The sequence below is a fragment of the Staphylococcus saprophyticus subsp. saprophyticus ATCC 15305 = NCTC 7292 genome, from assembly GCF_000010125.1.
GTDB classification, from domain to species: Bacteria; Bacillota; Bacilli; order Staphylococcales; family Staphylococcaceae; genus Staphylococcus; species Staphylococcus saprophyticus.
Window position 1 is genome coordinate 242,186 of sequence record NC_007350.1, and the last position, 21,602, is coordinate 263,787.

General features: G+C 33.3%; 18 protein-coding genes and 1 pseudogene. 16 read left to right on the plus strand and 3 right to left on the minus strand.

The features are described 5' to 3' along the window. The first annotated feature begins 10 nt into the window (after positions 1-10). The 10 genes and pseudogenes from SSP_RS01045 to argB all read left to right on the plus strand — a co-directional run bounded on the left by SSP_RS01045 (position 11) and on the right by argB (position 11,207). Complete coding sequence (locus SSP_RS01045; RefSeq protein ID WP_011302205.1) at positions 11-1,177, plus strand: ABC transporter permease; 1,167 nt, start codon at positions 11-13, stop codon at positions 1,175-1,177. Then, positions 1,174-2,097: an ABC transporter permease gene (locus SSP_RS01050; protein WP_011302206.1), complete on the plus strand. Its 924-nt coding sequence runs from the start codon at positions 1,174-1,176 to the stop codon at positions 2,095-2,097. Before SSP_RS01045 ends, SSP_RS01050 begins: the two co-directional genes overlap by 4 nt. 10 nt (positions 2,098-2,107) lie before the next feature. Beyond that, positions 2,108-2,776 carry an ABC transporter ATP-binding protein gene (locus SSP_RS01055; protein ID WP_011302207.1) on the plus strand — a complete coding sequence of 223 codons (669 nt, stop codon included), beginning with the start codon at positions 2,108-2,110 and terminating at the stop codon, positions 2,774-2,776. A 277-nt stretch (positions 2,777-3,053) separates the two neighbouring features. Then, positions 3,054-3,650: pseudogene (locus SSP_RS13270) on the plus strand (SLC13 family permease). A gap of 1 nt (position 3,651) precedes the next feature. After that, positions 3,652-4,320 (plus strand): gluconate transporter, encoded by a 669-nt coding sequence (locus SSP_RS13275; RefSeq protein WP_011302210.1) that lies wholly within the window; start codon positions 3,652-3,654, stop codon positions 4,318-4,320. Between the two features lie 490 nt (positions 4,321-4,810). Further along, positions 4,811-6,454: an APC family permease gene (locus SSP_RS01065; protein WP_011302211.1), complete on the plus strand. Its 1,644-nt coding sequence runs from the start codon at positions 4,811-4,813 to the stop codon at positions 6,452-6,454. Between the two features lie 456 nt (positions 6,455-6,910). Further along, positions 6,911-8,095, plus strand: a complete 1,185-nt coding sequence (rocD, locus tag SSP_RS01070; protein ID WP_011302212.1) for an ornithine--oxo-acid transaminase — start codon at positions 6,911-6,913, stop codon at positions 8,093-8,095. A 44-nt stretch (positions 8,096-8,139) separates the two neighbouring features. Then, positions 8,140-9,171, plus strand: a complete 1,032-nt coding sequence (gene argC / locus SSP_RS01075; RefSeq protein ID WP_002482167.1) for an N-acetyl-gamma-glutamyl-phosphate reductase — start codon at positions 8,140-8,142, stop codon at positions 9,169-9,171. 23 nt (positions 9,172-9,194) lie between these two features. Then, on the plus strand, positions 9,195-10,433 hold the full coding sequence (argJ, locus tag SSP_RS01080; RefSeq protein WP_011302213.1) for a bifunctional glutamate N-acetyltransferase/amino-acid acetyltransferase ArgJ: 1,239 nt from the start codon (positions 9,195-9,197) through the stop codon (positions 10,431-10,433). Positions 10,434-10,445: 12 nt separating this feature from the next. Then, positions 10,446-11,207: an acetylglutamate kinase gene (gene argB, locus SSP_RS01085; protein WP_011302214.1), complete on the plus strand. Its 762-nt coding sequence runs from the start codon at positions 10,446-10,448 to the stop codon at positions 11,205-11,207. Positions 11,208-11,524: 317 nt separating this feature from the next. Here the strand turns inward: argB and SSP_RS01090 are convergent, their stop codons facing one another. Further along, complete coding sequence (locus SSP_RS01090; RefSeq protein ID WP_011302215.1) at positions 11,525-12,757, minus strand: ArgE/DapE family deacylase; 1,233 nt, start codon at positions 12,755-12,757, stop codon at positions 11,525-11,527. Positions 12,758-12,967: 210 nt separating this feature from the next. On the opposite strand from SSP_RS01090, the gene SSP_RS01095 reads away from it, so the two are divergent. The 4 genes from SSP_RS01095 to SSP_RS01110 all read left to right on the plus strand — a co-directional run bounded on the left by SSP_RS01095 (position 12,968) and on the right by SSP_RS01110 (position 15,424). After that, positions 12,968-13,360 carry a DUF1398 family protein gene (locus SSP_RS01095; protein WP_011302216.1) on the plus strand — a complete coding sequence of 131 codons (393 nt, stop codon included), beginning with the start codon at positions 12,968-12,970 and terminating at the stop codon, positions 13,358-13,360. A gap of 229 nt (positions 13,361-13,589) precedes the next feature. Further along, positions 13,590-14,129, plus strand: coding sequence for an NADPH-dependent FMN reductase (ssuE, locus tag SSP_RS01100; protein WP_011302217.1), 540 nt, complete (start codon positions 13,590-13,592; stop codon positions 14,127-14,129). Positions 14,130-14,295: 166 nt separating this feature from the next. Continuing rightward, positions 14,296-14,880, plus strand: coding sequence for a TetR/AcrR family transcriptional regulator (locus SSP_RS01105; protein ID WP_011302218.1), 585 nt, complete (start codon positions 14,296-14,298; stop codon positions 14,878-14,880). A 94-nt stretch (positions 14,881-14,974) separates the two neighbouring features. Beyond that, a complete protein-coding gene (locus tag SSP_RS01110) occupies positions 14,975-15,424 on the plus strand; it encodes a hypothetical protein (protein WP_306462266.1) in 450 nt (149 codons plus the stop codon). A 97-nt stretch (positions 15,425-15,521) separates the two neighbouring features. On the opposite strand, the gene SSP_RS01115 is transcribed toward SSP_RS01110, so the two are convergent. After that, positions 15,522-16,181: a hypothetical protein gene (locus tag SSP_RS01115; protein WP_011302220.1), complete on the minus strand. Its 660-nt coding sequence runs from the start codon at positions 16,179-16,181 to the stop codon at positions 15,522-15,524. Positions 16,182-16,421: 240 nt separating this feature from the next. Continuing rightward, positions 16,422-18,011: an L-lactate permease gene (locus SSP_RS01120; RefSeq protein WP_011302221.1), complete on the minus strand. Its 1,590-nt coding sequence runs from the start codon at positions 18,009-18,011 to the stop codon at positions 16,422-16,424. Between the two features lie 393 nt (positions 18,012-18,404). Here SSP_RS01120 and SSP_RS01125 point away from each other — a divergent pair, with 393 nt between their 5' ends. Together SSP_RS01125 and argF are read left to right on the plus strand one after the other, a co-directional pair. Next, on the plus strand, positions 18,405-19,658 hold the full coding sequence (locus tag SSP_RS01125) for an MFS transporter (RefSeq protein WP_011302222.1): 1,254 nt from the start codon (positions 18,405-18,407) through the stop codon (positions 19,656-19,658). 594 nt (positions 19,659-20,252) lie between these two features. Then, positions 20,253-21,320, plus strand: a complete 1,068-nt coding sequence (gene argF, locus SSP_RS01130; protein ID WP_170178157.1) for an ornithine carbamoyltransferase — start codon at positions 20,253-20,255, stop codon at positions 21,318-21,320. Positions 21,321-21,602 lie beyond the last annotated feature (282 nt).

Sequence of the window (21,602 nt, forward strand, 5' to 3'; positions counted from 1 at the left end):
GAGTGGTTAAATGAAAACAATTCAATTGTTTCGCATTTACCACTCTTTTCTATTAAAAAAATGGCATCTTTTTTTCTATTTGATTTTGATGATGTGTGCTTTTTTAACTGCCTTACTAGTCGTTCAGTACGTTAATCAAGATGATGCAAAGTTTAGAATAGGTATTGTTGATCACGATAATTCGGCGGAGACACAGCTCATACTCAATTCAATGGGAAATGGAACACATCTAGGTAAAGATATTCGTATTCAGCGTTACAATCAAAATCAAGCGCAAAAATTATTGAAAGCACAAAAATTAGAGGGATATTATGTTTTTGAAAAAGGTATGACAAAAACATTTTATAAACATGGTAATTTACCTATAGCTGTTTATACATATGATCAAACGTCAACTAAAAGTTTAGTTATTAATCAGTTGACTGATTCAGTTTATAGTCGCCTCATGTTATCGATGGGTGGAGGGTTAACCTACACGACATTATCACCAGAGGCCAATAAGGACGATAAGTTACAATTATTGACGGATTTATTATTTACCGGTTTAAATCGGACAGGCGGATTTGATTATCAACCGATACAAATATTTGATACATCGAGCTATTATGTAGTGACAGGTTATTTAGCCTCCATATTTATTTTTGCACTATCACTATTTTCAATTTTAAAAATGAACCAAGCTAAGGCATTAAAATCCAGATTACATATGTACCATTTTTCATTTGAAAAGCTAACATTAATTAGAAGTTTATTTACGCTATTTTATACTGGCGTGTGGACCTTGTTAGGATGCTTATGCATGATACAGATATTGCCCAATACTTTTGAGCCTTATAATTGGCCAACTGTAGTTATTCAATTAGTTTATTATATTCTAATGATTACAGGTTGGTTAACCATTATTGATTTGATCTGTTTCCGTTGGTTCAATATCGTACTGAAAATCATGCTTGCACTTATGGTTATTCTATTTTCTGGTCAAATTATACCAACGATATATTTCAAACATTTATTGAATGGCATGTTTAATGTGCAGCCATTTAGTTTTGTCACTAATCAAATGTTAGAGATTATATTAAATAATTATATCTTAGATACACCCATTACTTTCTATATGAGCTTTGTGATAACAGCTATTATATTATTGGTAATCATTGTTTGGAGGTATCGCCGATGATACAGTCCTTTATATTTATCATTATATTAAAACAGTGGAAGCAATTAGTGATTTTTTTTACTATTTTAACGTGTACGTTGTTATTGATATGGGCAGCTTATTCATCGCTGAATCAATCTTTTAAAATTCCAGTCGCAGTTCAAGATCAGGATCAATCCCAAGCTTCACATACATTAATTCAAAGTATTGAGAAGAACGACTTTGTTAAAGTTGAAAAGTTGGACCAAGAAGCAATATATCTGGATGAAAGTGTTAGTAAAAAAGAAGCGGTTGCAGCGATGCATATCCCTAAAGATTACAGTGATAAATTGAAAAATAATCAATTAAAATTGGCACTTACACTTTATGCAAGAGATGATTTTATTGGTGATATTACATTTGAAATGATTAGTCGTTCATTATATGAACAACAAATTCCGTATATTGTAAAAAAACATTTAGATGATGACGGTCAAGAGACGTCCTTAGAAAAGGTGTCCGATACATTAAATCAACACACGCCCAAATCAGCCATTGTTCACCATGTCGTAAATACCAATTCTGAGACGTCTATATCAATCAGCCTAGTGTTTGGCATTATCTTATTCGTTAGTAGTGTTCAAATCGTGTTGCATCAAAGGCTGAAACAAAATGGTCCGTTAACAAGACTTTTTATATTTCAATACAGTAAGTTGATACTTTTCACAACTTATATTTTGATTCATACACTCATTTTAATGCTTGTACTTGGCATAACAACATTCATATTTCAACAACAACTTTCATTTACGTTCTTTGCGAAATCATTAGTGATTATTATTGTGTATGAACTAGGGGTTTCATGGTTACTTTTCAAAATAAATACACTCAGTCATAGGCTCTTTATGGCAGTCATATTTGCCTTATTGATGGCGGTGTTATATATCTTTATACAATTATAGGAGTGATAAGATGATAGAATTAAAAAATTTAAGCAAGCACTATCGTAAAAAATGCATCTTTGAGTCCCTAGATATGACATTTGAAAATTTGCAATTAACCGTTTTATTAGGTGAAAACGGCGCTGGTAAATCCACATTATTAAGAATGATTGCCGGTTTAGAACAATTGACTAAAGGTGAAATACGTTATTTTGGAGAACAACTGTCAAAAAAGCAAAGACAAGATAAAATCGGTTATGTACCACAGGATATTGCACTATTTGAACATATGACAGTTAATGAAAATATTCGATGTTTTAAGGCGCTATGCAAAACACCGTTATCCAATGTATTGATAGACGAGTATGCACGTCAACTCAATTTAAATGAGAGAACCATGACAATTTCTAATTTGTCTGGTGGTACGAAACGAAAGGTGAATGTTCTAATCGGTTTATTAAGTAATCCGCAAATATTAATTTTAGATGAACCTACAGTAGGTATAGATTTAAAATCCAGATTTGATATTCATAACCTTTTGAATACAATGAAGAGGGAACGACTCATTATATTAACGACACACCACTTAGATGAAGTTGAAGCATTAGCGGATCAAATTAAAGTAATTGGTAATGATCCATTCTATAGGGAAATTCTTGAAGATAAGCATTGGGCATTCGAAGTATATAATAATAAATAGAGATGATGAACCACATCCATTCATGGAGAACCCCCGTAATGATGGATGTGGTTTTAATTATTTTGTATATAATGAGGTGAAAAAGAAGAAACATAAATTAATACAATAATAACAACGTTGTTATTTTGCGATAAATAATTTATAATGAGTAATTGTGAATTCGCTTTCATCATTTTTAAGGGATTGGGGGAACACGAATTTGTCATTTTTAGGGGAACATTTGCCGCTCATATCGCTTGTTATTGGTGTAGGAGTATTACTATTTTTAAACATTAAATTGAAGATTAATAGTATCCTATCGCTCATATTCGCAGCGGTGCTTGTAGGATTTATGAATGGCATGAAGCCGTTAGCAATTTTAGATACAATTAAGGAAGGATTAGGATCTACATTAGGGAGTCTCGCATTAATTATTGGGTTTGGTGCAGTACTTGGTAAATTAATGGTAGATTCTGGCGCAGCACAACGTATCGCTTCAACACTTATAGAAAGATTTGGTGCTAAATATGTTTAATGGGCTTTAATCATCATCGGTGCTGTATTTGGTATTTCTGTATTTTATGAAGTAGCATTTATGATTTTAGCACCGTTAGTCATCAGTATTGCTATTGAAGCTAAGACACCATTTATGAAATTGGCGATTACAATGGTTGTAGCGACAACTTTATCACACAATATTTTCCCGCCACAAGAAGGGCCTACAGCACTCGTAGATGCTTACAATGCGGATATGGGAATGGTTTATATTTTGGGGATGATCGTCTTTATTCCTAGCGTGATTATTGCGGGTATTATATTGCCGAGATTCATGAAGCGCATAGATTATCCTATACCACCATTATTACAAAAAAAGAAAAAATTTTACAGACAGTGAAATGCCTAGTTTTGGTTTGAGTTTATTTGTACCATTAATACCAGCTATTCTAATTTCAATATCAACCATACTCAGTTTATTTATTACCGAAGACACGATATTACATGAAATCGTATCATTTATTGGAAGTGCGGAAATCAGTCTTATCATTCCTATTATTACTGCGATTGTTATGTTTGGACTTAGAAAAGGTAAAGATATGGATACAATGATGAAATCATTTGAAACAGGTCTAAAAGGTGTTGCAACTATTATATTCATTGTCGGAGCGGGTGGCGCTTTTAAGGAAATCATTTTAGAAGCACATGTTGGAGATTATATTGCAGATATCATGAAAGGTACCAATATCTCTCCACTTATTATGGCTTGGTTAATTACAGCGCTTATCCGTATTGCGACGGGTCAAGGTGTTGTTTCAGCAATTACTGCTGCAGGTATCGTTGGTCCGTTGATACCCACTTTTGATGTCAGCCCTGTGCTTATGGTATTAGCTACAGCTGTAGGTAGTAATACCATTACTCATGTTAATGATGCATCATTTTGGTTATTCAAAGAATATTTTAATATTTCTATTAAGGATACATTTAAGACATGGGGGTGCGTTGTTATTAACGACATCTGTAACAGGATTAATGGTTGTCTTAATACTGGATCTATTTATTTAAAATAATAAAGTAAAATAACAATGATTCATATTTGTGTAACATCATAAAAAGCATTATTTGCAAAGTATTTAAAGATATTTTTGTAAATAATGCTTTATTTTAGTATAAATACACAAAACTGTTACAAAAGTTACAAATATTTTTAAATGCATCGATTCAAAGTCTTGTGATTACTGATTTAAAGGTATTTGTAGCATATATGTTATAAATTAGAAGGTTTTGGGTACTATACTTTATGTGAATAAATGAGTAACATGAATAAATCTACTTTCAGCATATTAATGACACTATCTTGAGTGACTTATGTTGTGCGATGTTTTTATACAGTAATATGCTAATATTATGAATAAAAACACAAAAATATACAATTATTGGTAGTGAAAAGTTGATTTGACTTGAATTGTTATACGAGTATAATAACACCATATACAAGAAGGTGTATAAAAGCCACTTATTCTTGATATGAATATAAAAGAGAAAATATTAGGAGTAATTATGGGACAAAAAGATGAAAGTAGTAAAATTAATTTACCACAGCTCGTATTGCTAGGATTAGGTTCATTAATTGGATCTGGTTGGTTATTTGGCGCATGGGAGGCATCTTCCATTGCAGGACCAGCCGCAATTATTTCTTGGATTATTGGTTTTGTAGTTATAGGTTCAATTGCTTATAACTATATTGAAATAGGAACGATGTTTCCACAATCAGGTGGTATGAGTAATTATGCGCAATATACACATGGTTCGTTACTTGGATTCATTGCTGCCTGGGCAAACTGGGTATCGCTGGTAACTATCATTCCTATTGAAGCAGTATCAGCTGTACAATATATGAGTTCATGGCCTTGGGAATGGGCGAAATTTACGTCTGGTTTAATGGATGGATCTACAATAAGTAACGCAGGTTTATTTGCAGTATTTGTGATTATTGTTATCTTCTCATTATTAAACTATTGGTCAGTAAAATTATTGACGTCATTCACAAGTTTAATTTCAGTATTTAAATTAGGTGTGCCTTTATTAACGATTATCATGTTAATTATTTCTGGTTTTGACACTGGGAACTATGGTCATTCAGTTGGAACATTTATGCCTTACGGTTCAGCACCTATATTTGCTGCAACAACAGCATCAGGTATTATTTTTTCATTCAACGCATTCCAGACAATTATTAATATGGGATCTGAAATTCAAAAACCTGAAAAAAACATTGCACGTGGTATAGCTATTTCACTGACTTTAAGTGCAATCCTGTACATAGTACTACAAAGTACATTTATTACGTCAATGCCTACTGAAATGCTGCATGAAAATGGTTGGAGTGGTATTAACTTTAACTCACCATTTGCTGATATGGCTATTCTATTAGGATTAAATTGGTTAGCTATATTACTATATATGGAAGCAGTTGTTTCACCATTTGGTACAGGTGTATCATTTGTAGCTGTTACTGGACGTGTTTTACGCGCTATGGAACAAAATGGTCATATTCCTAAATTTTTAGGGAAAATGAATGAAAAATATATGATTCCTCGTGTAGCCATTATATTTAATGCAATTATAAGTATGGTCATGGTATCGCTATTCCGTGATTGGGGTACTTTAGCAAGTGTAATATCAACAGCTACGTTAGTGGCATATTTAACAGGACCAACGACAGTGATTTCACTACGTAAAATGGCACCTAAAATGCATAGACCGTTTAGAGCAAACTTATTAAAATTTATGGCACCATTTTCATTTGTGATGGCTTCATTAGCGATATATTGGGCGATGTGGCCAACAACAGCCGAAGTTATTTTAATTATTATTCTAGGATTACCAATTTACTTCTTCTATGAATATAAAATGAATTGGAAAAATACCAAAAAACAAATTGGCGGTAGCTTGTGGATTATCTTATATCTTATTGTACTTGCCTTCTTATCATTTATCGGTAGTAAAGAATTTAAAGGTATGAACTGGATTCATTATCCTTATGATTTTATTGTTATTATCATTATTGCATTAATCTTCTACAAAATAGGTACGTCTAGTTACTTTGAAAGTGTTTACTTTAAACGTGCTAAAAAGATTAATAAAGATATGCGTGCGGATTTACGTGAAAAACGTAAATCAGAACACATTAGTGAAGAATAATTTAATTCTGTGAGTAGAAATATATATAGCGTCTGGGACATTGTTAAATCTCCCAGACGCTTTTTTCATATAAATAGCGACATAGTTAATCATTTGAATGATCATGCTTAAATGGAGTGGGAGCCTGAAATCTTTTTGAGACAATTTGATTTCTGCTCCATCTTTTTTATGTATAGAAAATGACTATAATAATGCGACTGTACTTAGACAATAAGCGTATGCAATATTGCAGTGGACAACATTTTATGCAAAATAAATGCATGGATATTCTATGGAAAAGTAAATTTCATTAAAATAAATTATTTAACAATGTTTTTTATTCCCATTAAAACAACATTTTCAATTCGTTTAAAGTGTAAAAATTCAAAATAACCTTTGACTAATTAATCTGACAAGTGTATTATTTATGAATATTAATTCATTTTTAAGAATAAATATTATGAAATGAGGGTTTTGATGCTTGATTTATATGAACACACAGACAAATATAGTTCTAAAAATTATAGTCCATTAAAATTAGCTTTAGCTAAAGGACGTGGTGCAAAAGTCTGGGATATTGAAGACAATTGTTATATAGATTGTATTTCTGGATTTTCGGTAGTTAATCAAGGCCATTGTCATCCTAAAATCATAAAGGCACTTCAAGAGCAGAGCCAAAGAATAACAATGGTTTCTCGTGCTTTATATAGTGATAATTTAGGTAAATGGGAAGAAAAGATTTGTAAACTTGCAAATAAAGAAAATGTTTTACCAATGAATACTGGCACAGAGGCTGTGGAAACAGCCATAAAAATGGCTCGTAAATGGGGCGCTGATATTAAAAATATTGATGAATCATCATCAGAAATCATTGCTATGAATGGAAACTTTCATGGCCGTACGTTAGGTTCATTATCATTATCATCACAAGATAGTTATAAAAAAGGTTTTGGACCGTTATTAAACAATATACATTACGCAGATTTTGGAGATATAGAACAATTAAAAAAATTAATTAATAATCAAACAACTGCAATTATTCTGGAACCTATACAAGGTGAGGGAGGCGTAAATATTCCTCCAACACATTTTATACAAGAAGTACGTCAACTCTGTAACGAATATAATGTGTTATTAATTGCAGACGAGATACAAGTGGGGCTTGGAAGAACGGGTAAGATGTTCGCAATGGAATGGGAAAATACAGAGCCAGATATATATTTATTAGGTAAATCACTAGGTGGAGGGTTATATCCGATATCCGCAGTGTTAGCGAACCAAGATGTGATGAGTGTCCTCACCCCAGGCACGCATGGTTCCACATTTGGTGGTAATCCACTAGCTTGCGCTGTATCAATGGCAGCATTAGACGTGCTGAATGAAGAGCATTTAGTACAAAATGCATTAGACTTAGGCGATAGATTATTAAAGCACCTGCAACAAATTGAAAGTGAACTGATCGTGGAAGTGAGAGGTAGGGGATTGTTTATAGGTATAGAATTAAATGTAGCAGCACAGGACTATTGTGAACAAATGATAAATAAAGGTGTGCTTTGTAAAGAAACACAGGGCAATATTATAAGGATTGCACCACCACTTGTTATTGATAAAGATGAAATCGATGAAGTAATTCGTGTCATAACAGAAGTTTTGGAAAAGTAAAATTTAATATAAAATTTCCGAATATTCAGAAAGGAATGAAGTGAATGATTGAAGTTGGTATCGTTGGCGGTAGTGGATATGGAGCCATTGAATTAATTCGATTATTAATTCAGCATCCTAATGTAAATATAAAATATATCTTTTCGCATTCTAAACAGGATCAACCTATAAAGGAAACATTCCCACATTTGGAACAGCTCACATATCACTATGAAACGTTAAATAGTGAAGGAATTGAATGCGACGTGATATTTTTTGCGACACCTTCAAATGTGAGTAAACACATTGTTCCTCAGTTGCTTAGCAAGAGGATTAAAATCATTGATTTGTCGGGTGATTTTAGATTAACTAATCGAGCTACTTATGAAACGTATTATGGTGAAACGGCAGCTTCTCAAGAATATTTGAATGAAGCAAATTATAGCATTGCAGAATGGTCAAATGTAAACGCACAAACAACGCAATTAATTGCGAACCCTGGATGTTTTCCAACAGCTACATTGTTAGCATTACATCCGCTAATAGATAAAGATATTGTAAAGCAAGATAACATTATCATCGATGCGAAGACGGGTGTATCCGGTGCCGGTAGGTCTTTGGCACAACATGTTCATTTCGCGGAGATGAATGAAAATTTAAGCGCCTATGCGATAGGAAAGCATAAGCATAAACCTGAAATTGAACAATATTTATCATTATTAGCCCAACAAGAAGTAAAAGTAACATTTACACCGCATCTCGTACCTATGACTCGAGGTATTTTATCAACCATTTATATCAAACTAAACCATGCTTTTACTAATGAAGACTTACATAATCTGTTTAAAGATTATTATGAAGATAAACCATTTGTAAGAATTAGATCATTAGGCCAATTTCCAAAAACTAAGGAAGTTTACGGTAGCAATTATTGTGATATCGGTATTTATGTTGATGAAGAGAATCAAACAGCGATTCTCGTGTCTGTGATTGATAACTTAGTTAAAGGTGCAAGTGGTCAAGCGATTCAGAATTTGAACTTAATGTATGGATGGAAAGAAAACACTGGATTGCTACAATCACCAGTTTATCCATAAAGTAGGATGAAAGGAGAGAAGAAATGAGAGACATTGAAACAATTGATACATTAAACCAATTAAATATAGATTTACAAGGCGACGTGAGTTCACCATTAGGTTTTATTGCTGGTGGTTTACATTGCGGTTTGAGAAGAAAGAAAGTGGACTTTGGTTGGATTTATTCAACGACCCCAGCTACAGCAACAGGTGTTTATACATTGAATCAATTTAAAGCTGCGCCATTAAAACTAACTGAAGATAGTATTAATAAGGATAAAGCACTACAAGCCATTATTGTGAATTCGGCTATTGCGAATGCGTGCACAGGAGAAAAAGGTATGCAAGATGCGTTGGATACACAAGCTTGGATTGCTGAGCAATTAAATATCGAGCAACATCTTGTTGGTGTTGCCTCTACAGGTGTTATTGGATCGTTTTTGCCAATGGATAAAATACAATATGCAACGCAGCACGTTTTAAAAGAACAATATAATAAAAGTGAAGCATTCAATCAAGCTATTTTAACAACTGATACGATGACGAAACATCTGTCAGTAAAGGTTGAAATCGATGGTACCACAGTAACGATAGGTGGCACTGCAAAAGGATCAGGCATGATACATCCCAATATGGCAACAATGCTAGGATTTATAACTACTGATGCCAATATTGATGCGAATACGTTGGATTATTGCCTAAAACAATCAATCGATCAATCGTTTAATATGATTACGGTGGATGGTGATTCAAGTACAAATGATATGGTGCTATGCATGGCAAATGGTCAAGCGCAACATACACAAATTGATGCATTACATCCCGAATGGCATAAGTTTGTGTATGCATTGAATTTTGTATGCCACTATCTTGCCAAGAGCATCGCTAAAGATGGTGAAGGGGCAACTAAATTGGTTACTGTAAAGGTCAAGGGCGCTCACGATGTTGTTGAAGCAAGAAAAATTGCCAAGAGCATTGTCTCCTCGAATTTAGTGAAAACCGCTGTCCATGGTGAAGATGCGAATTTCGGAAGAATTGTCACTGCTATAGGATACGCATCGCGATATATAGAACCTAGCGCAACCCATGTTTCGTTATGCCAAGTGAGTGTGTTGGAAAAAGGTATGGCTGTAGATTTTGATGAACAGCGTTTAAAAGAAGAATTAGCATCAGATAATATTTTAATTGAAGCAACTGTTGGAAACGGGGAAGGAGAAGCGGCAGCATATGGTTGTGATTTATCATATGAATATGTACGTATCAACGCGTCGTACAGAACTTAAGGAGTGACTGCAATGAATTATATAGTTATCAAAATTGGTGGTAGTACCTTGACCGAATTACATGAAACTACCATTGATGATATTGCACAGTTAAAGCAACAGGATTTGCATCCGATTATTATTCATGGTGGAGGGCCTTTTATCAATCAAGCGTTAGAGCAGCAAGGCGTCGATTCATTATTTGAAGATGGATTGAGGGTTACTACAGATGAAGTAATGTCAATTACAAGTCAGATATTAATCGGAAAGGTGAATCCGCAGCTTGTAAGTAAAATGAATGATGAAAATATTCAAAGTATTGGGTTAAATGGAATAGATGCCAAGCTATTTGACGTTGAACCATTAAACGAAAAATATGGATATGTAGGCGAACCAATCAACATTAATACAGCAGTTATAGATCATCTTACAGAAGAATATATACCTGTTATTGCGTCTATCGGCAGACATAAAACCTCTAGACATTTATATAATATTAACGCAGATACGTTGGCGTACAAAATAGCGCAGACATTAAACGCACCTATCTATTTATTGAGTGATATACCAGGTGTCATGATAGATAATAAAGTAAAGGCCACATTGAATTCAGAGCATATTAAAAATTATATTGAACAAGAGCAAATATATGGGGGGATGATTCCTAAAGTACAAGATGCGATCAGTGCCATTGAATATGGCTGTCAAAAAGTAGTTATCGCAGCAGGTAACGAAGCGCATGTCGTGGAAAGGATAAGAACTGGGAAAGGTATTGGGACAACGATTGTGTTGTGAGCATAATATAATAGCAATTTCCTGGGAAATCGTTAAATCAAAGTATCACTATATTAAAAATTAAAAAAAGACTTTGTCATAGTATAAACAAAATTGGTAGATGCTTGAAATAGCGCTGCTTTTAAACGATGTGGTACATATTAAAGTAACGCAATTGGTTAGTGTTTTTCAGCAGCTGTTTACATTGTAGGATTGAATTGGTGTGATAGTGTAATGGTTAATTTGAAAATAAAAAAACAACGCATATGCTGGAATGACGCATATGCGTTGTTTTTTTATAAATGGCTTGGATATCGTACTTAGTGCTAATCAGGCCATTAATAATTTTTTGAATAAGTGATTAATAGTTCTTTATAGAAATCAATGAATTTAAGGTACATTGCTTTTTCTACACGTTCATCTACTTGGTGTGGTTTTTCACCTGGACCAAATACTAAGAATGGGAAAGATTCATCTTTACCGCGTAGTAAATTAGAAGCATCCGTCACACCACCAATTGGGGCAGCGACAAAATCTTTATTAAATGCTGTTTTGCCAATCGTTTTAGCAGTGTCAATTAGGCTATTTTGACCAGTAGTAAGTACAGGATCTAAGTCAAGATATAATTCACTTTCTAAATTTGAGCCATTTGCATTATGTTTTTCAATTGTATTATTAAATAAATTTTTAACTTGGTCATTATTGTATTCTGGGATTGTACGAATATTGAAATCAGCATCAGCGTCTTCAGGGACAGAATTCACTTGAACGCCACCCTTGATTAATGTGTTAGTGATGACAAGCCCTTGTAATGCGGATTCAATTTCTTCAACAGCAAATGTAGCTGGTAGAGAAGGTTTCATTCGATCGAGCAAATGAGTGAAGTCTAAAGATTCACCTTTAATTTCTTTAGATATTTTTTGATATGCGTTATCGATATCTTGAATAAATTCAATTAAAGGTTTAATTGCGTTTACACCGAAGATAGGCATAGAACTATGTGCAGAAGTACCTTGTGATTTAATACGATAGTCCATAGACCCTTTATGTGCGTAGACCATCATATCTTGACAAGGCTCGGCTATGATGAGTGCGTCAACATCATCCATGTAACCTTTTTCGTAGAGATTTTGTGAACCAAGTTGTTCCATCTCTTCACCTGTAGTAGCTAAGAATTTAATGCGTCCTTTTGTTAATAATTGTGCATCGTGCATTTCGATAAGAGCAATAGCGAGTGCAGCGAGTCCAGATTTCATATCAGCAGCACCACGACCATATAAATAACCATTGTCTTCGGTAAGTTTAAAAGGGTCATATGACCATTGTTCACGATTACCTTCTGATACGACATCCATATGTCCAGATACACCGATGACTGGACTGCCTTCACCAATGTCGGCAATTAAGTTAGCGCGTCGTTCATCAACTTTATCAATGGTTGATTTAATACCGTGTTGTTCAAATAAATTTTGGAAGTATTGACATACCTCGATTTCATTATCATTTACTGTATTCATTGCTACAATATCAGATAATATTTGTACTTTTTCTTCTACAGAAAATGTACTCATAACATACCACTCCTTTAGAAAAACTATAACAAGTATACATCTGACAAATTATTTTGATAAGTGAAAAGACTTTTAATAAAAACTTTATAATTTTAAAATATATATTGTGTATAATTACAATAGTGCGATTAATTGATTAATAAACTTGTTGTATACAAGTTTTAAAGCTATGATATAGAGTAAGCAAATAAGCGTAAAAGAGGTACGATTATGACGTTATCATTAAATAAAATTCATCAAGCACACCAACAATATACAGGCGTAGATTTTCCGAAATTGTTTAAAGCTTTTAAAGATATGGGAATCATTGTTAATACAGTGAATATAGAACAAGGTGAAACATCTTATATTCATCAGGATGGAGCTGAAATTACTGATGAAAGTGTTAAAGTAGCTGTACCCATTGCACAACAGACACACCTTGCGTTGGTAAAAGATATATTGCAGCGTCATCAAGCAGGTGAAACGGATTTTCCAAAGTTTTGCGATGAAATGGCACGAGCGGGCATTTATAAGTGGTATATTGATATTATCGCTGGCACATGTGCCTATATAGACAAGGAAAATCAGGTTCTCATTACAGAAAATATACCTCAATCTTGATATGTGTTTATAAATACGAGTAAAAAGATAAGATATTTAAGACGTATACTATGACAGCATTTATAATTGATGATACGGTAGAGAGTGTAGAAAGATTATAAAGTGGCAAGATTAAAGCTTAATTATTAATTAAACGTGGGTTGTTTAGGGGAAAGTTGCGAGTCGAACAATGACCCTAAAGTGCTTCATATAGATATATCGTGTTTAACAATGAAAGGGGACAATAAGTATGGCAAGTGTAGCAATTATCGCAGGTGGTAATAAGATTGAGTCTAGGTTAACAGGTGTAGTAAAATATGCTGAAAAATATTTAAATGATGAAGGCATTGAGACAGATGTCATACATGTACATCAATTAGACGCTGAAGCATTGATTACCGCTAACTTTTCAAATGAATCAATTAATAAAACACATAAAAAAATTGAAGAAGCTGATGGGATAATTATCGTTTCACCTGTATTTAAAGCAGCGTATTCAGGCATCGTGAAGACATATTTAGATTTACTGCCACGTGGCGCATTTACAGGTAAAACAGTCCTCCCGCTCGCATTAGGTGGTACATTTGCACATGTATTAGCGATTCAATATAGCTTAGATCCAGTTATAAAAGAATTGGGTGCAGATACAATTCATAAAGGTAGATTTATTTTAGACAAACATATTACATCTAATGAAGACGGTACTTATGGTTATGATCAAGAAGCGAAAGATGGCTTAAATAAAACTTTAAAAAAGTTTGTCAGTGATAAAGCGCAAGTAATAGAATAAAAGATATTGATTTAAAGGCGTATCTAAATAATTGCGATACGTCTTTAAAAATGCTTTGTTTTAACACAGGTGTATTAAAATGTGTTAAAGTAAATAAAATAAGTTTTAAAGGCTATTTTTTTAGTTTTTAATTAATACAATTGTATTAAAAAGGGAGTTCTGATATATGCCCAAAGTAGTAGATCACGAGAAAAAGAAGCAGCAAATTATACAGTATGCATGGCAATCTATCGTAAGCAATGGCGCTAAGGGTGCTACAGTTAGAAATATTGCAAAGTTAGCACGAATGACACCAGGACAAATACGTTATTATTATCCAAACCATCATGATTTGTTAAAAGCAGTATCGGTCGAAGTAGATAGTAAAGTTAGAGGAAGAATTAAAGCGGTATATAACGACGGAAGTCTAAGCCCGCTTGATAAAGTCATACAGGCGATGTTGAAAGCTATGCCGCTTGATGAAGAACGATATGCGGATATGGAGGTCTGGTTGGCCTTTCAATATGAGTTACATGAAGTAGGTAAAGATTCCATGGGGAATGAAATCTTTACTTTAATAAAAGCATCGATGTCATTTTTAGAAGAACATGACTTACTCGACACATCGTTAAATCAATATGTAGCAATAATGAAAATGCATGCATTATTGGATGGATTAGCATTACATAAATTGTTAAATCCCGAGCAGATGATAAATGAAGATATTGAACATTTAATAGAGAGCGAAGTGAAATCCTGGTTAAGGAGGTAATATAATGAACGGGGTATTAATGATACTTATTGTAGCTGAATTATTATTTTGAATTGTCATTATTTTAGTTTTGATTTCAAGATATGTCTTACGCATGAAACAAGTTGGTTTGATTTTACTTGCAATGACGCCTGTAATTGATTTGATTTTAATTATTACGATGAGTGTAGATTTATTAAATGGTGCCAAAGCAACGGTCCCTCATGGCATAGCAGCAGTATATATTGGCGTTTCAATTGCATTTAGAAAACAAATGATTCAATGGGCAGACGAACGTTTTAAATACTATGTTTTAAAGGAAGGAAATTTACCTGAAAAGAAAACGGGTATTGCTTATGCAAAAGCTTATTTTGTAAGTTGGTTAAGACATGTTTTAGCCTATTTGATTGGAACAGGTCTATTGTGGTTAATTATAAATATTGTAGGACAAGGCGATAGTGTAGCAGCGCTTTATCATGTTATTAAAATTTGGACAGTTATATTAGGGATTGATTTATTAATCACACTGAGCTACTTTATTTGGCCGAAACCTAAAAAAGTATAAAGTATAACCGATGATATAAAAATAGTGGAACAGAAATTTAATTTTTAGAGAAAATTGGATTTCTGTTCCACGTTTATATTTACTATTTTTGAATAATTTAAGATTGCTTTAAGTGCCATTGATGACGCGTATCATACGATAAGTGGAATGTTTCCGTCTTAATATCAATTGGATACGCAATGGAATGTTTCTCAGAAAATGACCAGCGTCTATCTTCAGGTGTGAGTAGTATATAGCTTTCATCGGATGTATCGCCTAGAAAGTTTAACGCATAAGGTTCAAAATGAGCGTGTTCAAATGTTTCGATTTTATAATCCGATAAAGCTTGGTAAATAGCATTTGTCTCATTACATACAAAGCCGATTTCACTGATTCTAGAAAATTCAGGTTCATCTGTAATGTTGGATACTCTTGCAATCAATTCCACGATGTTTCCAGATGGATCATTAAAGTATATAGCGTGTGCGACAAATGATTCAAAATAAGTTGTATGGTGCCCGTCTTCCATTAATAAAAATAATATATTTTGATAATGCTCTTTCATGTCATAAAAATGATTGTATGGAATATCAATTGCAAAGTGATAATAAGGTTGAATAACGTCTTCAGACCTACAAAATTGCAATTGTGTTTCACCAATTTGAACAATGAAAGTATCTTGATTAATAACTTCTACAGGACATTCCAAAGTTTCCTCATAAAATTGTAGCGTTTCTTCTAATTCTGAAGTACATAACGTTATACTTTCAAATTTCATATGTATATCCCATCCCCACGTAGTAACCATATTTTAAAAAGTATTTTAATAGTACTTTATCAAAATAATAATAAAGATGATAATATTAAGAATTTATATAACCTAAATGTTTTGAAATTGCTCAGATTCTAAATTATCATCAAAAGTAATTATTAAATTATAATAAAGTATTTATGAAGTTAAATAAAAGGACCAAGCCCAACAGTAAGGGGTTAGTCCTTTTAAAAATACATTTATAGATTAAAAGAATATTGAGGTAATGATATAAGCACTTAAACCAACTAAGAGACAGTATAGTAAGGCTGGGCCGAGTGTTTTTCTAATTACACTGCCTTCTTTTCCTGGCATATTCACTACAGCACATACAGCTACGACATTGTGTACGCAAATCATGTTACCAGCTGCTGCACCAATAATTTGTGCAGCCAAGACGGTATAAGGTTCTGCGCCAATGGATTGAGCAATATTTAATTGAATAGGTGAAAATGTCAATGTAGAAACGGTTGCACTTCCTGTAATAAAGGAGCCTAATGCGCCTAAGAAAGGTGCTACGAATAGCCAAATAGGTCCTAAGTATTTAGACATATTCTCAGCAATATATTCTGGCATGCTGATTAAATCACTTGTATTGATTCCAGAATTGATAAACACATGCACCATCACAAGTGTAGCTACTAATGTTATTCCAGTGGTTTTAATCGTATTTAGCGATTCTACGCTTGCTTGCGATAGATCTTTGAACGATTTTCTCTGTATTAGGATGGCAAATAAAGCAGAAAGCAGTAAGATAGTGCCTGGTGAATAAAGAAATTCCCAATCAGATGAAATTGTTTCAAAGCCTAGAATTTGATTCCAAGATAAATCTAACACTTGTGTAGTGAAATCTTTAATCAGTGGTACAGTTCTTGTCAGTAATAATAATATAACGACCATTAAATAGGGTGACCAAGCAGTTAATAATGGCATGTCATGTTCTGATTTTGTGGGTGTATAACTGTCATCAAAACCGTCTTTCCATTCATTTTTAGGGAGTAGCCAACCTTTACTTGCTGTGACTACGGCTACGATAAGTCCTGTGAGTGAACCGAGAATTGCAACGAATTCAGGACCGAATAGAAAGGCATAGGCAAATGAAGAAGCGACATAGATGAAACCAATACAGGCTAGCCATGGAATCATTTCAACAATAGATTTGAGTTTGTTTGTTTTGCCAAAGAAAATAATCAAAGTAGCAATTAATATAATAGGTATAAAAATACCACTTAGTAAATCTAATGTTGTAATACGTTCAGCTGTAGCTTGAAACAGTGAACTATCTGCGTCATTTAATGTACTTAAACCGACTAATACAGGTGTACCCACGGCACCAAATGAAACAGCAACGCTATCAGCAATCAAAGCGGTAACAACAGCTATCATCGGTCTGAAACCTAGTGCTACCATGAGTGGTGCTGTGACCACTGCAGGTGTGCCAAATCCAGATGCACCTTCAATCAATGAACCAAATAAAAAAGCCACAATAATAACTTGAACACGCATATCTCCTGATAATTTTTTGAATCCTTCATTAATACGTGTAACTGCACCAGTTTGTCGCAAAGTATTAAGCAACACAAGCGCACCAAATAAAATATAGAGAATGGTAAGTGTTTTATGAGTACCTTGAAGCAGTGAGGCCGATATGACATGGCCTTGCATTCCCCAAACAAAGACGCCCAAGAATGTGACAATGAACGCACTAATAATCATACCCTTTAGTGCAGACATACGTAGTAATACTAAAAAAATAAAAGGCACAATGACAGCACTAAAAGCAACAAATAACATCATTTAAAAAATCCCCCTAAGTAAAAATAACAATCATCTAGTCATATGATGATTAAATATTATTCATTGTAAACGCATTCATGTAAAAATTCAAATTCCAATAAATAAATTATTTCATTTAAAAAATGACATTTATTTTTAAAAACATACTTTAAGAGTAAAAACGTTTGTAGGAAATTTAAAATTGTAAACACAGTTTTTAATAGTAATTAAAACAAAGAAACGAAAAGAAACGAAAATAAATTTGCGATAATAGAAAAAATGAAATAAGATAATAGAAATAAATGAAATCGTTTTCTTTTAATTGGAATAAATGAACGCATAGGGTTTTAAAGAAAGCGCATATTATTTGAAATAACATAGGAATGAAAATTTATAGATATAGGGGTGTTATGAATGAATAAAAAGTTAGCTAAAATGGGCATGCCACCGACACTATTATGGGGATATATTGGTGTACTCATTTTTATGATGGGGGATGGCTTGGAGCTAGCCTGGATTAGTCCATACTTACATGATCATGGCCTATCTGTACATCAAACTGCTATATTAACTACTTGTTATGGTGTAACGATTGCTATTGGATCTTGGTTTTCAGGTGTATTAGTAGAGATTATTGGTCCACGAAAAGTAATGTTATTGGGAACGCTATTGTATATTATTGGTCACATGATATTTGTAGGCTTAGCACTTCCATCCATGAATTATGGACTAATGATACCATCGTATGCGATTAGAGGTTTTGGGTATCCATTATTTGCCTATTCATTTTTAGTTTGGGTAGCATATCGTTCTCCACAGAAACGTTTAGGTGCAGCAGTAGGATGGTTTTGGTTTGTATTTACAGGAGGTTTGAGTGTACTGGGTTCATTTTATTCTTCGATGGCGATTCAAATATTTGGTCATATATTCACCTTATGGACTGCGATTTTATGGGTGATTGTTGGAACATTTTTAGCAGTATTTGTAAACCGTGATAAATTTGAAATAGAGAATAAAGGGAATGGTTTTAAAACCCATTTGAAAGAGATGGGCGCTGGTATTACAATTTTAAAACGAGAACCTCGCGTAGCGGTTGCTTGTATTGTAAGAATTATTAATCAAGCTGCACAATATGCATTTCCGTTGTTCCTTCCAATATATTTATCTACGAAAGGTATCGCAACGACGACGTGGTTAAATATTTGGGGTACGATTTTTATTGCAAATATTATTTTCAATCTTATATTTGGTGCATTAAGCGACAAGATTGGTTGGAAAAATACAATATCTTATATCGGAGGTATTGGTTGTGCTGTATTTACTTTAGGCTTGTATTTTATACCTGAAATATTTACAGGGAATGTGTTCATTGTCGGAACAGTAGGATTTTTATGGGGAATGTGTTTAGCTGGATTCGTTCCTATATCAGCACTTGTGCCTTCACTTGTGCATGATGGTGATAAAGGTCCGGCAATGGCTATATTGAACTTAGGAGCAGGTTTGTGTGTGTTTGCTGGACCTGGATTAGTCGCTTTATTCTACGATAGTATTGGCGTACAAGGTATGATGTATCTTATATTTGGACTTTATGTAGCAAGTGCGATTATGACTCGTTTTTTAAAAACACCAGAAGAGCGTGGTATTTTGAACGAAAAAGAAGCAACTTAAAATCCGATGGATAACATATAATGAACAAGGCCCTGATATCTATAGATGTCATGGTCTTTTTTCATAGGTAATAATTAAATAAATTGAATAGATATTGAAATATAACGAAATTTATAAAAAAGCCTATGAAATATAAGGGGTGTCTCATAGGCTTTGAATCAAATTGACGATCAACGACTGATTCGAAAATTCATTTCTGATTAAAAGGGTGATTATGGAATTTTTTGAGGTGGAGTGGAAATAAATGCTTTATTTTTCTTGGAAACCGCCTGAAACAAATTGTGCTACGATTTGTTTAATTACAGCTACAATATCTTTAAACATAATAATTCACCTCCGTGAGATAAATGATTACATTCCCAATATACAACCATTTTGATAATAAAAGATATGTAACGCATAACTTGAAATTTAAAGTTCACAACTGTTTATTTTCAGATATTTTCAATGCTTAAATGACGAGATTTTCGACGTTATTGTTTAAGAGACTTTAACTTTTTTTAAAATTGAAAAAAGCTGTCAATGTATATAAAATTAAATAATATTCATTTTTTAGTATAAATATACTTGAAATATCATTTAAATACCTTTATTATGTATATAAATCTTATAAAACATTGGAGTGATGAAAATGGGGCGTACACAACAGCATTAAACAAGCTAGCATTATTCAAGGGTAAAGACTTTTTGAAGACATGTGATTTTTCAGCAGATGAGTTACATACTTTAATTGATTTTACTGGTGAATTAAAAGAAAAGAAAAAGCGTGGTATTCCACACCCGTATTTAAAAGGGAAAAATTTGGCATTCTTATTTGAAAAACCTTCTACTAGAACGCGTTCAGCATTTAGTGTGGCAGCATATGATTTAGGCGCTTATCCAGAATACTTTGGGCAAGGTGATATTCATTTAGGAGTTAAAGAATCCTCAGAAGATACTGCCAAAGTTCTAGGTAGAATGTATGATGGTATTGAATTTAGAGGTCATCATCAGAAAGATGTAGAAGCACTTGCTAAAAATGCAGGTGTACCAGTATGGAATGGGCTCACTAATGAATGGCACCCAACTCAAATGATTGCAGATTTTTTCACATTAAAAGAACACTGGGGAACATTACAAGGTAAAACATTGACTTATGTCGGTGATGCTAGAAATAACGTAGCTCATGATTTACTTATTACGGGTGCAATTTTAGGTGTGAACATACATGTAGCCGCACCAAAAGCGTTACAACCGGATGAAGATATTCAAGTTATGGCACAAAAATATGCTGCTGAATCATCGAGCGATATATTGATTACAGATGATATTCAACAAGCAATCTATCAAACAGATGCAATATACACAGATGTTTGGTTTTCAATGGGTGAAGATCAATCGGTATTAGAACCGCGTATCAATCAATTATTACCTTATCAAGTAAACAAAGAGATGCTGATCAACACAATGAATCCAGATGTTATCGTATTACATTGCTTACCTGCATTTCATGATGTAAATACACAAGTAGGACAACAAATTTACGAAACGTATGGCTTAACTGAAATGGAAATTTCAGATGACGTATTTAAAGGTGAACATGCTGTCATTTTTGACCAATCAGAAAATAGATTACACTCTATTAAAGCAATTATGGCTGTAACACTGGGTGATATTTTTTAAATTAGATGTTAAGTATTATGAAGAGGTTTTGTAATGCTACTATAAAAAGGATGGAGCCTGGGACAAAAGAAATGTCTTACACTCTTTTCCTACGATTAGTCAGTAGATGACTGAATTGAACATGTAAAGGCCAACTTAATTTAATGCATAGATAGTGTTAGCATTTTATTATGAAATAGATTGACGTTTCTACTTGTAAACAACCAACAAATTTAATTTGTTGGTTGTTTTTTTATCTTCAAATTTAAAAATGAAGTTAAGGTGTGACTTTCGTTGAAATGA